Source organism: Ruegeria jejuensis (assembly GCF_041537905.1).
Classification (GTDB): Bacteria; Pseudomonadota; Alphaproteobacteria; order Rhodobacterales; family Rhodobacteraceae; genus Ruegeria_C.
On the sequence record NZ_JBGRUO010000004.1, the window covers coordinates 153,725 to 166,868 of the forward strand.

Genomic DNA, 13,144 nt, shown 5'->3' on the forward strand with positions numbered 1-13,144 from the left:
GAGGGTGGGCGCGACCTTCATCAGCCGCACCCGAAAGAAGGTCACTGGATGCGACCGGCGCGTTTGAGAACGCGGTTGGACTGTTCAGCGGCCTCGGTCATCAGTGCGCGGACATCACCACCGGCGGCGGCCTTGGCAATGGCCGCTGACAGGATGTCGCCAACCTCTGGCCATTCGGGAATCTGTGGCATGATGTCGGACTCCTCAAGCGAGTCCCAGGCCGCGGCCTGGATACCATCATTTGCGGCATTTACCTCTTCGTCCTGCAGAGACGAGATATGGGTCACCACATTGTTGACGATGGGTTTGCCAGCGACCTCGCGCTCGACCGCGTTGGCCTTGTCCATCTCGGGGTTGGAGAGCCACTTGAGGAACTCCCAGGCCGCTTCTTTGTTGTTGGAATACTCCGAGACCGAGAAGGGCATGGAAATCGCGTAGGTCTTGGTGGCTCCGTCGTAAGAGGGCATGCCGACAAAGCCGACCTGATCCTTGGTCAGGGTCGAGGAATCCGGATTATAGAAACCGGAATAGGCCCACCACCAGACCGGGATCATGGCCGATTTGCCCTGCATAAAGCTCTGCCGGGCATCCTGTTCGACAAAGGCAAGGCTATTGGGGTTGGTTACCCCATGCACCGTGTGAAGCGCGATGTAGTCCTCCGTGGCTTTGAGAGCCTCTTCGCTTGTCCAGGCGGCGGTCCAGTCATCGTTGAAGACATCCGCACCTGCTGCCCAGAGGAAATTGATCCAGATGAAGAGGTTCTGCCGGTTGCCGTCATTGTTGTAATAAAGCGCAAGCGGGGCGACATCCGGGTTTGTCTCTTTAAGGCTCTTGCCGATCTCGATCACTTCTTCCCAGCTTGCGGGCGGCTCGGGGATCAGATCCTTGCGATAGAACATGAGCTGCGGATGTGCGCGCAGCGGAAAGCCAAGCGTCTTGCCCTCAAACTGCGCGGATCGCGCAAAGGCTGCCGGATAACGATCCATCGAAATCCCGTCACGCGCCATCAACTCGTCGATCGGCATCAGCCAATGGGCGTTGGGTGGCCCCCAGCTGTCGAGATAATTGACCACGTCGAAAGTGCCGTTGGCGGCAATTCCTTCGGCGTTGATCTTTTCCTGCAGCGATCCGAAGGGAATAAATGTCCATTCGGTTTCGATGCCGGTCAGCTCGGTGAACTCTCCATCGCGCAGCATCAGCCCATCGAACTGGGGCGTGACCACGCTTAGAATGTTGAGCTTGGTGCCGGCAAAGGGTTTTCCCTCCTGCAGATTGTAGGGCATGTCATCTGCAGTTACAGCGAGTGGCATGAGCGTGAGGGCAGCCGCCGCCACCCCGGCTTTCAAGAAACTCCGTTTGCGCATTTCCATCCTCCCTGACGAATCGCATCTGTTGACCTTACGTTACCTGCGCGATGAATGCGTATTCAAGACTTATGTGAATACGCATTCTTATGAAGCGTCTATGTGCCCGAAACGGCGGCAGCCCCTTCTGACAGGGCCGCCAGTTTGGCATAAGCAATCGTTGGGTCGACCGCGCCGAACCCTGCAAAGGTGCCAAACCCACAATCGCTGCCTGCAATCACCCGATCGGTGCCAACAATATCGACAAAGCGTTCGATGCGTTGCGCGACGAGCTCGGGATGCTCGACAAAGTTTGTCGTTGTGTCGACAACACCCGGTACCAAAACCTTGTCATCCGGGATGTCAGCCTTTCGGTCCCGGAACACGGTCCATTCGTGCCCGTGGCGAGGGTTGGACGTTTCGAACAGGACATAGCGCGATTTTGTGGCCATGAGCGTGTCAAACATCCTCGACATCGGGATGTCGCAAAGATGGGGGCCTTCATAGTTGCCCCAGCAGATATGCACCCTCACGCGATCCTTCGGAACGTCGGACAAGGCATGGTTCAGCGCATCCACATGCATCTGCGCCACCTTGACGAATTCATCATCCGAGAGATCGGTGAACAACATGTGCCGCGACAGGGCTAGGTCCGGGCAATCCAGTTGCAGATCCAGGCCAGAGGCCACAATCGTCTCGTATTCTTGCTTCATCGCGTCGGCAAGCGCGGCAAGATAGGCCTCGCGCGATTTGTAAAAATCGTTCTGTAGGAAGAGTGAGATGACACCAGGGCTGGCTGCATTCATAAAGCCGCGCTCAATCCCATGCTCTGCCATCGCCGCCTTCAGGTTGGCGATGTCCTTGTTCAACTCCTCTTGCCCTTTCGAGCGGACTTCGCCTGTGCACATCGGGCGCGCGTATTGCGGCGTGCCGCCGGAGTCCGCCAGCCGCTGAAGGAAGGTTGGGAACATCTTCAGATCGGCAGGCGCGTTCCGGGGGCTGTCGCCGGAAAAACCGGTGTAGCGGTCTTTGACGTAAGTCGCGTAGCTGATCTTGGAGGTCTCGCCATCGGACACGATGTCGAGACCGGCCTCTTTCTGCTGCTTTACGGTGGTTGAGACCGCCGCCGTCATGCAGGCATCAAACGCAGCAGAATCAAAGGGCTCTTCCCGTTCTCGCGCGAAAATAAAATCCACGACATCTTGCGTGCGGGGCAGGCTGCCCACATGGGTCGTCAGAACTCGGGTCATCTTGGTCTCCCCTGTCACCTATTTGATTCTGCGCTGGTCCCTGATTTCACCGGGGAGAAGCACTTGTGCCTAGTTCCCCGTCCAGGTTGCACCCGCCGGATCGTCGGTCGCGGTGACGCGATAAAGCCCCGCCTGACCCGTCATCGACGGCGCAACGCTATAGCTTTCGCCCGGCAAGACCAGTGCGGTGTCACCACCGGACAATGTGGCCTCATACCCATCGACGGTAACGCGCCAATGACCGCTTGCAGGCATCAGAACCACAGGTTTTTCCGCCGCGACCGGCTCCGGGATGTCGGACCCGCGCCCAAGGAAACCGACTTCGAAGCCGGGCCTGTCCTTGATCAGACCGTTTTCGCCAATCACGATGACTGGCTTGCTGGCAGCAAGCGCCATCAGATCCCAGTAACGCGCGACATATTTGCCAATCACGTCCTCAACCGGTACTTCGGGAAAGGCCTTGAGCTGTTCCTCAGTCAATAGCGGCATCGGACCCACATTGTGGGGCAGTTCCTGGCCCTGTTTCGTGTCGTATAAGACGCCGTTGTCTCCCAGCATCAGCCCATGCGCCTGCGCGTCCTGGATGACCTGAGGCGCCCATGTCACGCCTCCGCCCGCATCATCGCCACCCAGGATTGCCATGATCATCCCGTAATCTTGGCCGACATTTTCGAACCCGCGAAAAATACCGGTGGGGATGTTGAAAATATCACCTTCTTCGGCAATGAACTCGCCATCCGTGCCGTGGCGGCCCCAGAAAAAGCGCCAGCGGCCCTTGGCGACAAAGAAGACCTCGGCCGTGGTGTGGCTGTGCAGCGAGTTTCGGCATTTCGGCGGTTGACCCGCCGCACCAATGTTGAAGCCGATCTTGTCGGTGATGTGGACATGCTGGTCGGGGCTTTCGGATACGCCACCACCGACAATTGTAAAGTTTTCCTTCTGGTCCGATCCCGGCGTGTGGGCGTCAATGAAGGCGGTTTTGCAGGGTTTCAACTCGCCGTAGCGGACGATGCGTTGCTGGATTGTGCTCATGGTGTTCTCTCCTCGGAATTGGGGGGTATTCGGATCAGGCCCCCATTCCCCGGAGGGTGGTTGTTCAACCGCCGTGCGCGCAGCGAGGCGCGGTGGGTATGATACCGCCGCGTAGCCTGGCTGGCATCCAGATATGACACCTTGCGGGTCACTCAAACCTCTCCGGCGTGCAGCAGAATCTGTTTCCAGATGGCCACCTCGTCATAAAGCGAGAATTCTCTGCGCAGCCCCCAGGGGCCGAATTCGGCATGGCTCATCCCCATGACATGCACTTGCGCGCCGGTTGGACGACCAAAGGCGCCCCAGCCGTCATGGAGCCCGTCCAGAGACCAGCGGATCGCGGCGCGCGGGGGCATCATGCCGTTATTCATGCCGATCTGGTGGTGAATGTTGAACGCCGCATTTGGAAAGGAGGACCGCAGACCGACCCAGAACCGGCTGACCGCCTCGCGCCCGATCGCCTGTTTCGCGCCAGCATATTCACCAATCACCGCGCGATCGTAATCCGCAAGGATGTGGTTGAAATCCTTATTCATGATCCGGGTGAGCGTGTCGGAATATCGCGCGCCCCACTCATTGTCATTGCCGGTGCCGTGATAACCGCCATCGACATCGATCTGGGGCGTGAAGGGACGCCCGGCTTGTTCCGGGCCACCCTCGGCTGCGATCAGGTCGCGGGTATAGCCTTCCGGCTCAAATCCCAACTGGCGCACAAGGCCGCCATAGTCGCGAACCAGCCATTCATCATAAATCGTCTCACCCCTGGCCGCACAATCAGCAATGACGCGGACCGTCCATTTCTTGCCGCTGGCTTTGCCAAACTGACCATCCTGCAAATGCGTGGCGGTGGTCAGCAACCGGTGAGAGGACAAAGCCCCATGTTCTTCGGACTGAGACCAGATAACGTCTTCGCCATAAAGCTGTCGGTCGGGAAATTCATGGCAGGTTGCCATCGTCGCCGCGATGACGCCCTGATTGCCACGGCTGACGCCCATCGGAGTACGCACAGGAATGTCGGCCGCGTAATAGCGGTTGAGCGTTTCCGTCCCCCGGTCCTCCCAGATCTCTTTGGTGATCCCGAGGATGTAATCGGGAAAGTCCTTCCACTTCTCGGCATAGGTCATGTGCTGAAACCCTTTGGTTTTCTGGCCGAGCCCCTGATCTTGAGAGGGCCGGGAATCTGAACGCGTTCAGAGGCTGCGCCCTGCTCGATCCGGGCAAGCAGAATTTCTACGGTGGCGGTGACCATCTTGTTGATCGGCTGGCGAATGGTCGTCAGGTCATAGGCGGGCCAGGCTGCAATAGGGACATCGTCATACCCAACGATACTGACATCCTCGGGAACAGATAGACCAAGCTCGAAACGCAAGCAGTCCATTACCGCAAACGCCATGTGGTCATTTCCGACAAATATCGCGTCTGGCCGATCCGAGGCCCCACAAAGTTTTCGGGCGATTGTCGCAGCCTCGTCTTGACTGTACCTGCCATCCTCGATCGCGACGGGTTCGGTCCCGTGATCTTTGAGTCCGTCGACAAATCCGCGCGTGCGATCAAGTCCGGTCGAAGAGCCTTGCCAACCCGAAATATGCGCAATTTTTTGATGGCCACCAGAGGCAAGAAAATGCGCAACCGTGCGCCCGCCTTCGATATTGTTCGAAGTCACCTGCGCCAGAGTGCCGGTTTCCTGCCCTCGGTTGAACATCACCACCGGAATGCCCGCATCGTCGCAGCGTTTGGCAATATCGTTGGACATGTCTACAGAAGCCGTAATGATCCCATCCACCTGATAGGACATCAGTTCTTCGACGATCTTGCCGACATTGTCGTCATTTTGGGCCATGAAGAGCAGGATGTGATAGCCACGCTCTTTCAAGGCATGATCCAGATATTCCAGCGCCATCGGGTAGAACTGGTTTTCCAGATAGGCCACAACCACTCCGATCACGCGGCTTTTGCCGGTGATCATTGCGCGTGCCAGCGTGTTTGGACGGTAGCCCAGTTCTTTGGCGGCCTTGGTCACCTTGTCTCGTGTCGCGGCCGAGGCCGAGGCACCGGGGGTAAACACCCGGCTGACTGCCGATTGGCTCACACCCGCGCGGCGGGCCACGTCGAAGGATGTGACCTTGTCCGCCATCAGTCCGCCGTCCATCCGCCATCGACCAGCAAGGCGGTACCGGTGACAAGGCTTGCAGCGTCCGAGGCAAGGTAGACCGCAGCACCGGTGATATCGCTCAACTCGCCCACGCGCCCCAGTTTGATCTTTTCTTCAATCCAGGCGCGGCGTTCGGGAATGGCCAGCGTCTGCTCGGCCAGAGGCGTGCGGATGAAAGTTGGGGCAATCGAGTTTACGCGGATGCCAAGCGGCCCCCATTCGATCGCCATCGACTTAGTGAATCCTTCGACCGCATGCTTGGTCCCGCAATAAACCGCCCGGTCTATGCCGCCGACCTGACCCATCTGGCTGGTGATGTTGATCAGACTGCCCGGCAGTCCCGCCCTGATCAGGCCATGTGCAACCGCACGCGTCAGAAAGTAGGCCCCCTTGAAGTTGAGATCGCTCACCGCATCGAAATCAGTCTCGGCGGTTTCCAGCGCCGGAGAATGGCGGGCCAGACCGGCAGAGTTGATCAGGATATCGAACGGATCGCAGGCATCCACCGCAGCCTCGGTCGCGGCGACGTCTGCAACATCCATGACTAGGCTTCGAGCCGCCCAGCCCTTTGCCGCAAAGGCTTCGGCGATGTCTTTCAGTTTGTCCCCGGAGCGTGCGGCCAGTGTAACCTCGGCGCCGTGGCTGGCCAGTGCCGTCGCGCAAGCCAGGCCAATCCCGGAGGAGGCCCCCGCGACAAGGGCGCGCTTGCCATCAAGGCGGAAGGACGGAGCAGGGGGCAGGTTCATCAGGGATCTCCAACAGGGTAGGGCACACGTCCCGGGACACGGGCCTTGTTGAATTCGCGCAGTCTGGCGAAGACGTCCACCCCCAACTGCCGGTAGGCGTCCAGAAGATCAACCATCACCCAATTCTCGCGAATGCGGCCCTGCTCAACGCGCCAGAAATCCAGACTGCGCATCGAGAGTCGCTTGCCCGATGGCGCGATACCCATCCAACCATCTTGGGTGAGTGTCTGGATCATGTCAGGCCAGCCGGTGACCGCCACATATGGCCCGTCGGCAAAGAAGTGATAGGTGATTTCATCCAGGTACTGCCCCCTGTCGGGCATGCCCGACAAAAAAGGGATCTGATGCCAATTGCGGAACCCGCGAATACCCCGGCACGTTCCGATACCCGCAGGCCCGTACCAGTTCATGTTCTCGTGCCAGAACCGCGACATCTCCATGACCTCGGGTCCGCCCTGCGAAGGGTGCCGCTTCATGTGGTCGAGCATATCCACGATCAGATCGCGGCTCGCGTTGCTTTGGGCCTCGTCGCGCGCTGAGCGTGCAAGGCCATCGCCCGACGCCGGACCGGGGATGAATATTTCGGCCCCCAGAGAGGGCGCCATCGGCCACGCGCCAACCTGCATCATAACCTCGGGCAAATCCCAGATCATCTGCATTTCGACGATCTTGGCGTCCTTGATCCGACAATATTCATGGAACCGCATATGCGCGAGATGCCCGGACGGAGGAATATCTAGAAACGGACCTGCAAATGTACCGACGTAATGGCCCCCGCACCCGATCCAGTCACCGCCATGTTCGTCCTGTCCGGCCATAACCAGCCAGTCGCGTCGCTCCGCATCCGGCCACGCCGCGCGGAGCGGGGTCAGTACGTTCTGAAAAAACGCGTTGGGGCCAACCTGATCCCCGAAGGGATGGCAGCAATGGAACAGCGCGTCAGGGGCGCAAAGCGACGCAAGCAGGCCCCGGATCAGCTTCTCATCCCAATCGTAAAGCGCCGCCCGCAGCGGTGTCAGCAATTTGCGATTGGCGTCATGGGGCATTGACATGCGGCGTTACTCGACGGTCTCGGTCGGCAAGGCTCGTTCGCCATAGGGGATATTGCGGCCACCATAGCGTCGCACGCGAATGTTGCACTGCTCGGCATGACCCACAAACCCCTCAAGCATGCAAAGGCGCGACCCGTATTCGCCGATCAGGGCAGCGGCCTCATCCGTCGTCACTTTCTGATAGCTGTGTGTCTTCAGGAATTTGCCAACCCAAAGACCGCCAGTATAGCGGCCGGCCTTTTTGGTTGGCAGCGTGTGGTTGGTGCCAATGACCTTGTCCCCATTGGCCACGTTGGTGCGCGGGCCGAGGAACAGCGCGCCGTAGGAGTGCATCTTCTCAAGATACCAGTCGTCCCGATCGGTCATGATCTGCACGTGCTCATAAGCCATCTCATTGGCTGTATCGAGCATCTCTTCATGGGTGTCGCACAGGATCACGTCACCATAATCCTGCCAGGAGGCTGCTGCGGTTTCACGGGTGGGAAGGATGCTGAGCAGCCTGTCGATTTCGGCCATCGTTCCTTCGGCGAGGCTGCGTGAATTGGTGATCAGGCAGGCAGGCGAGTTGTAGCCGTGCTCGGCTTGTCCCAGCAGATCTGTTGCGCACAGCTCGGCATCTACGGTGTCATCGGCGATGACCATGGTTTCCGTCGGGCCCGCGAACAGGTCAATACCGACGCGGCCGAACAGCTGGCGCTTGGCTTCTGCCACAAAGGCGTTGCCGGGGCCGACGATCATGTGAACGGGATTGATGGTTTCGGTTCCGATCGCCATAGCGCCAACGGCTTGGATTCCACCCAGAGCATAGATCTCATGGGCGCCGCCCAAATGCATCGCGGCAACGATCGCGGGATGAGGTGCGCCATCCACCGGGGGCGCTGACGCGATGATCCGGGGCACGCCTGCAACCTGCGCGGTCAGCACCGACATATGGGCCGACGCCACCATTGGGAACTTGCCGCCGGGCACGTAACAGCCGACGGATTGCACCGGAATGTTCTTATGGCCCAGAATGACGCCGGGCATGGTTTCGGTCTCGATATCCGTCATCGAGGCGCGCTGCGCTTCGGCGAAGCGGCGGATCTGCGACTGGGCGAACTTGATGTCTTCCATATCGCGGGTCGAGACTTTTTGCATGGCGGCTTCGATCTCGGACGCGTTCAAGCGAAACGATGCCGGGCTGTAGCGGTCGAATTTTTCGCTCAGATCGCGGACTGCCGCGTCACCCCGGGTTTCGATATCTGCCAGGGTCGTCTCGACAACCTTGCGCACCTTTGCGTCGTCTTCGGCGCGCGCCGCGGCGGGTTTGTTGGTCTTGAGATACTGGATCGACATGTTCGTCTCCTAATTGGCAGGATGCGCGTTTCGATCGGCTGGAATCGTGTTTTCCCAACCCATGCCGCAAAAGACATCACCGCCCAACTGCTCCACAACACTGGCAAAATCGACGCGCACGATGTTCTCGGCGATTTTCGAGCCCTCGATGCGCCAGAAATCGATATAGGGGATACGGATGGCCTGACCGGTGGCCGGGATGCCCATGAAGTCGGTTTCCAGCGTCGCATGGCACGCACCGAAACAGGCGGCCCAATCCCCGTCCTGCATGAAATGCTCGGTTTGAAAATTCCGATTGCCGAAGAACTCGCGGAACGGCAGATACCAGCCCTGCTCGAACTCCTGCAAACCGTGTTTGAGCCCGCAGCCATAATTGGCGTCCCAGACGAAGTCGTCGTGAAAGTAGTCCGAGACGTCAACATCGGAGCGTTGCAGCGCGGCCTCCATTGCGTGAACGACATCCAGTGGCTTTGCGGCTGCGCCCCGACCCCGCTGACCACGCCATAAACGGGCCACGGGTGGGTCCAGACGGTCCCAGCCTTTGCCTTCGAACACATCCCAGCCCAATTGCGCGGCAACACCGGCCAGATCGACGCTGACCTTATTATAGGCAATGCATCCGTCGCGGATCTGCCAGAAATCCACGTAAGATATGCGCAGCGGTCGACCGGTTGCGGGCATGCCCATGAACGCGCCCGCATGGGTGGCATGGCAGGTTCCGACGCAGGCGGCCCAGTCGTCATCTTCAAGCCAAATCGGCGTGTCAAAGCGGCGATTGCCAAATGCGGCTCTGAAGGGCTGCTGCCACCCAGTTTCGAAGGCGTTTAGTCCCGACTTGCGGCCACACCCGACATTGCCGTCCCAAATGAAGTCATCGTGGAACCAGGGCGACATGTCGGTCTCAGACCGTCCGAGCGCCTGTTCCATGTCTTTGACCAGATCCAGAACTGCGCCCATTACGCAGGCTCCGTGGGCTGGGGCGGAATGGCGTCTCCGCGGTCGAATGCCTCCCACCCTTTGCCGCCGAAGACGTCATGCCCGAGCTGTGACAGCACGTGCGGAAAATCAACCATGACCCAGTTATCGACGATCTTGCCGTCGACGACCTTCCAGAAATCCATATAGCGGATGTCGACGCGCTTGCCGGTTGGGGCCAACCCCATGAACTCGCCCGAATGAGTCGCCTCCTGCCGCCCAAATGCGGCAGCCCATTCGCCCATGTAGAGACGCGCTTCATCAACACACACCTTGTCGGAAAAAGCGGCCTGGAACGGGCGCTGCCAATTGTCCTGAAACTCTTTCAGCCCGGTCTTGGTGCCACAGCCGAAATTGCCCATCCAGCGGAAGCCATGGGCGAAAAAGTCGCCAATGTCGTCGATGCGGTGGTCGTTCAGCCCATCCACCATGGTTTCGATGACTTTGCGCGTCTCTTCGGTCTTGCTGAGATCCGTATCGCGGCTCAGCACGGCCTGCTCCGGTCGGGACCCCTTCATGCTGTTTCCTCCATGCCTAAACAAACAGGTGTCGCCGCGCGCGGTCAGCGCGGCGCCCCGCCATCACAAAAGCCGGGCGCATTCTTCGACCATGTCACCATGATGAGTCATTCCAGACGGTCGCCGGTCTTGGCGTCGAAGAGGTGGCAGATCTCGGCAGGGATGTTCACGGCGGTGTGGTCGCCAATCTCGGCCCGGTAGTCCTTGGCCGCCCGGATGGACGCAATGGTTCCACCCATCTTCAATGTGGCAATTGTCGCATCACCCAGCAATTCAAGCGAATAGAGCGGTGCCGCGGATGCCCCATTGGGGTCAAGTTCGGCGTCTTCTGCCCGGAAACCGAGGGTCACTTTCCCTTCATGCCTGGTTGAAAGCCCGCTGATCGAGACGTTTTGGCCGGTGAATGTGCCGCCCGAAACCTCACCTTCCAGAAGGTTCATGGCCGGGCTGCCGATAAAGCTGGCGACAAAGGTATTGGCGGGGGTGTCGTAGATATCGGTCGGGGTGCCGACCTGCTGCACCACGCCTTTGCTCATGACCACCACGCGATCCGCGAGGGTCATTGCCTCAATCTGGTCGTGGGTCACGTAAATCGTGGTCACCTGCAATTCGTGGCTGAGGTTCTTGATCTGATGCCGCGTCGACACGCGCAGCTTGGCATCCAGGTTTGACAGCGGCTCGTCCATCAGAAACACGTTGGGTTCCCGCACAATCGCACGGGCCAAAGCAACGCGCTGACGCTGACCGCCCGACAATTCGGCGGGGCGGCGATGCATGAAATCGGTCAACTCTACCATCTCTGCCGCGCGCCTGACACGTTCGTCATGAGTAGACGGGTCTGATTTCCGCACCTTCAGTGGAAAGCGGATGTTCTCGTAGACGTCCAGATTGGGGTAAAGCGCATAGCTCTGGAACACCATCGCAACATCGCGATCCTTTGGGTCCAGATCGTTGACCACGCGGCCATCGATGGTGATTTCACCTTCGCTGACATCCTCAAGACCTGCGATCATGCGCATGGTCGTGGTCTTGCCGCAGCCTGACGGGCCGAGCAGAACCAAAAACTCTTTATCGGCGATTGTCAGGTCGAAATTCTGCACCCCGACAAACGATCCCCAACGCTTGGAAATGTTCTTCAGCTGAATCTCGGCCATCCCGGTTCCACCTTTTGCATGCGTTCCCAATAAAACTGTCAGCGAATGCAAATTTTGGCAAGAAGAAAATACTAACCGCAATCGTGGCCTATCACATGAGGTTATAAAATAGGCATGATGCCTATATTTATATGACATAATTTGCCTTAACTAGGATTTTCTTGTCATGGTGAAGAATTTCGGCATAATGATGACTGCGAATGCATAAAATATCAAAAAGCAGCGATTCTCATGACTGTGCAGGCGGATGCCTGCGAAACAGGGTCCAACCGGAGGGAACCAATATGTCTTTAATGAAAAGCTTTGCGACCGGCGCGGTTGCGGCGCTTATGGCCACTGCGGCCTATGCCGAATGCGAAATCAGCAGCGGTAATGTCAACGTTCTGGCGAACGATTTTCCGGCACTAAAGGCGATCACGGAGACTGCCGCCGAATGTGCAAGTGGCGGTGCAACAATATCGGCCAACCACAACAAGGATTTCCGCAACATCACCGTCCAGGCGCTGACACCAAATCCGGCTGAATACACCTCCGTTGTTGTCGCGAACTCCTCCATCGTTCCGTTGTTGAACGAAGGCCTGCTGCGCCCGCTTGACGATCTGGTCGCCAAGCATGGTCAAGGCATTCCCAAGAACCAACTGATCACCATTGATGGAAAGATCATGGCGATCGCCTTCATGGCCAATGCCCAGCATCTGTTCCTCCGTCAGGATATCCTGGACCAGGTTGGCAAGCCGGCCCCGGCAACCTGGGAAGAGGTTGTTGAAACCGGTCAGGCGATCAAAGACGCGGGTATCCTGGATCACCCCTTCGCGTTCCTCAGCATGTCTGACTGGAACCTCGGCGAGGAATTCGTGAACATGTATCTCGGGCATGGCGGCGAATTCTTCAAGCCCGGAACAGCTGAACCCGCGATCAACAACGAACTGGGTGTCGCCACTCTGAACATGATGAAAGAGCTGGTGTCGCTGTCCAACCCGGACTTCCTGACCTACAACACCGCGACCGTCGTGCCGATCTGGAAGTCGGGCGATCTGGCGATCGCACAGCTTTGGGGGTCAAGCGGCGGCGAACTGCTGAGCGGTGAGGGCGCTGAAGAGGGCGTGGCCGAAAACACCGTGCTTGTCGGTGCCCCGACGGTTGCAGGGGGCTCCACCCCCGCATCTTCGCTGTGGTGGGATGGTTTCACCATCGCAAAGAACATCTCGGATGAGGATGCCGAGGCGACTTTTCTGGCAATGATGCATGGCATTTCGGACAAGATGGTCAAGGCCAACAACGATGCCGCCGTCTGGTTGATGGACTCCTACACTCCGGGACCAGCGGCAGCAGGCGTTGCGCAGACGGCCGGAGCGGGGGCAGAGCCCTATCCGATGCTGCCCTATATGGGGCTGTTGCATCAGGCCGCCTTTGAGGAACTGCCCGATTTCCTGCAAGGCAATGAAAGCGCAGAGCAGACGCTGGCAGATATCGAGGCCGCCTATGTCGCGGCGGCCAAAGAGGCCGGTTACCTCTAAAGGTCATCTCCGGGGCTGCCGACGCGCCGCCCCGGAACATTCCACCCAGATCGTTATGCTGACGTAGGAA

At 58.8% G+C, this 13,144-nt stretch carries 12 protein-coding genes; 1 reads left to right on the forward strand and 11 read right to left on the reverse strand.

What is annotated here, in order from left to right:
• Window positions 1–41: 41 nt before the first annotated feature.
• The 11 genes from AB1E34_RS06765 to AB1E34_RS06815 all read right to left on the reverse strand — a co-directional run bounded on the left by AB1E34_RS06765 (window position 42) and on the right by AB1E34_RS06815 (window position 11,557).
• The gene (locus AB1E34_RS06765) at window positions 42–1,310 is read right to left on the reverse strand and encodes an ABC transporter substrate-binding protein (RefSeq protein ID WP_372571574.1); all 1,269 of its coding nucleotides are present in this window, start codon (window positions 1,308–1,310) and stop codon (window positions 42–44) included.
• 152 nt (window positions 1,311–1,462) lie between these two features.
• Window positions 1,463–2,593, reverse strand: a complete 1,131-nt coding sequence (locus AB1E34_RS06770; RefSeq protein WP_372571575.1) for a cobalamin-independent methionine synthase II family protein — start codon at window positions 2,591–2,593, stop codon at window positions 1,463–1,465.
• A gap of 69 nt (window positions 2,594–2,662) precedes the next feature.
• A complete protein-coding gene (locus tag AB1E34_RS06775) occupies window positions 2,663–3,625 on the reverse strand; it encodes a cupin domain-containing protein (protein ID WP_372571576.1) in 963 nt (320 codons plus the stop codon).
• Window positions 3,626–3,777: 152 nt separating this feature from the next.
• Window positions 3,778–4,749 carry an ester cyclase gene (locus tag AB1E34_RS06780; RefSeq protein ID WP_372571577.1) on the reverse strand — a complete coding sequence of 324 codons (972 nt, stop codon included), beginning with the start codon at window positions 4,747–4,749 and terminating at the stop codon, window positions 3,778–3,780.
• The gene (locus tag AB1E34_RS06785; protein ID WP_372571578.1) at window positions 4,746–5,774 is read right to left on the reverse strand and encodes a LacI family DNA-binding transcriptional regulator; all 1,029 of its coding nucleotides are present in this window, start codon (window positions 5,772–5,774) and stop codon (window positions 4,746–4,748) included. Before AB1E34_RS06785 ends, AB1E34_RS06780 begins: the two co-directional genes overlap by 4 nt.
• A complete protein-coding gene (locus AB1E34_RS06790) occupies window positions 5,759–6,523 on the reverse strand; it encodes an SDR family NAD(P)-dependent oxidoreductase (protein ID WP_372571579.1) in 765 nt (254 codons plus the stop codon). Before AB1E34_RS06790 ends, AB1E34_RS06785 begins: the two co-directional genes overlap by 16 nt.
• On the reverse strand, window positions 6,523–7,575 hold the full coding sequence (locus AB1E34_RS06795) for an ester cyclase (RefSeq protein ID WP_372571580.1): 1,053 nt from the start codon (window positions 7,573–7,575) through the stop codon (window positions 6,523–6,525). The genes AB1E34_RS06790 and AB1E34_RS06795 overlap by 1 nt, the downstream gene beginning before the upstream one ends.
• 6 nt (window positions 7,576–7,581) lie before the next feature.
• Window positions 7,582–8,910: a histidinol dehydrogenase gene (hisD, locus tag AB1E34_RS06800; RefSeq protein WP_372571581.1), complete on the reverse strand. Its 1,329-nt coding sequence runs from the start codon at window positions 8,908–8,910 to the stop codon at window positions 7,582–7,584.
• A 9-nt stretch (window positions 8,911–8,919) separates the two neighbouring features.
• Window positions 8,920–9,867 (reverse strand): ester cyclase, encoded by a 948-nt coding sequence (locus AB1E34_RS06805; protein ID WP_372571582.1) that lies wholly within the window; start codon window positions 9,865–9,867, stop codon window positions 8,920–8,922.
• Window positions 9,867–10,403, reverse strand: a complete 537-nt coding sequence (locus AB1E34_RS06810) for an ester cyclase (RefSeq protein ID WP_372571583.1) — start codon at window positions 10,401–10,403, stop codon at window positions 9,867–9,869. Before AB1E34_RS06810 ends, AB1E34_RS06805 begins: the two co-directional genes overlap by 1 nt.
• Before the next feature lie 107 nt (window positions 10,404–10,510).
• Window positions 10,511–11,557: an ABC transporter ATP-binding protein gene (locus AB1E34_RS06815; protein ID WP_372571584.1), complete on the reverse strand. Its 1,047-nt coding sequence runs from the start codon at window positions 11,555–11,557 to the stop codon at window positions 10,511–10,513.
• A gap of 284 nt (window positions 11,558–11,841) precedes the next feature.
• Here AB1E34_RS06815 and AB1E34_RS06820 point away from each other — a divergent pair, with 284 nt between their 5' ends.
• Window positions 11,842–13,074 (forward strand): ABC transporter substrate-binding protein, encoded by a 1,233-nt coding sequence (locus AB1E34_RS06820; protein WP_372571585.1) that lies wholly within the window; start codon window positions 11,842–11,844, stop codon window positions 13,072–13,074.
• Window positions 13,075–13,144: the final 70 nt, after the last annotated feature.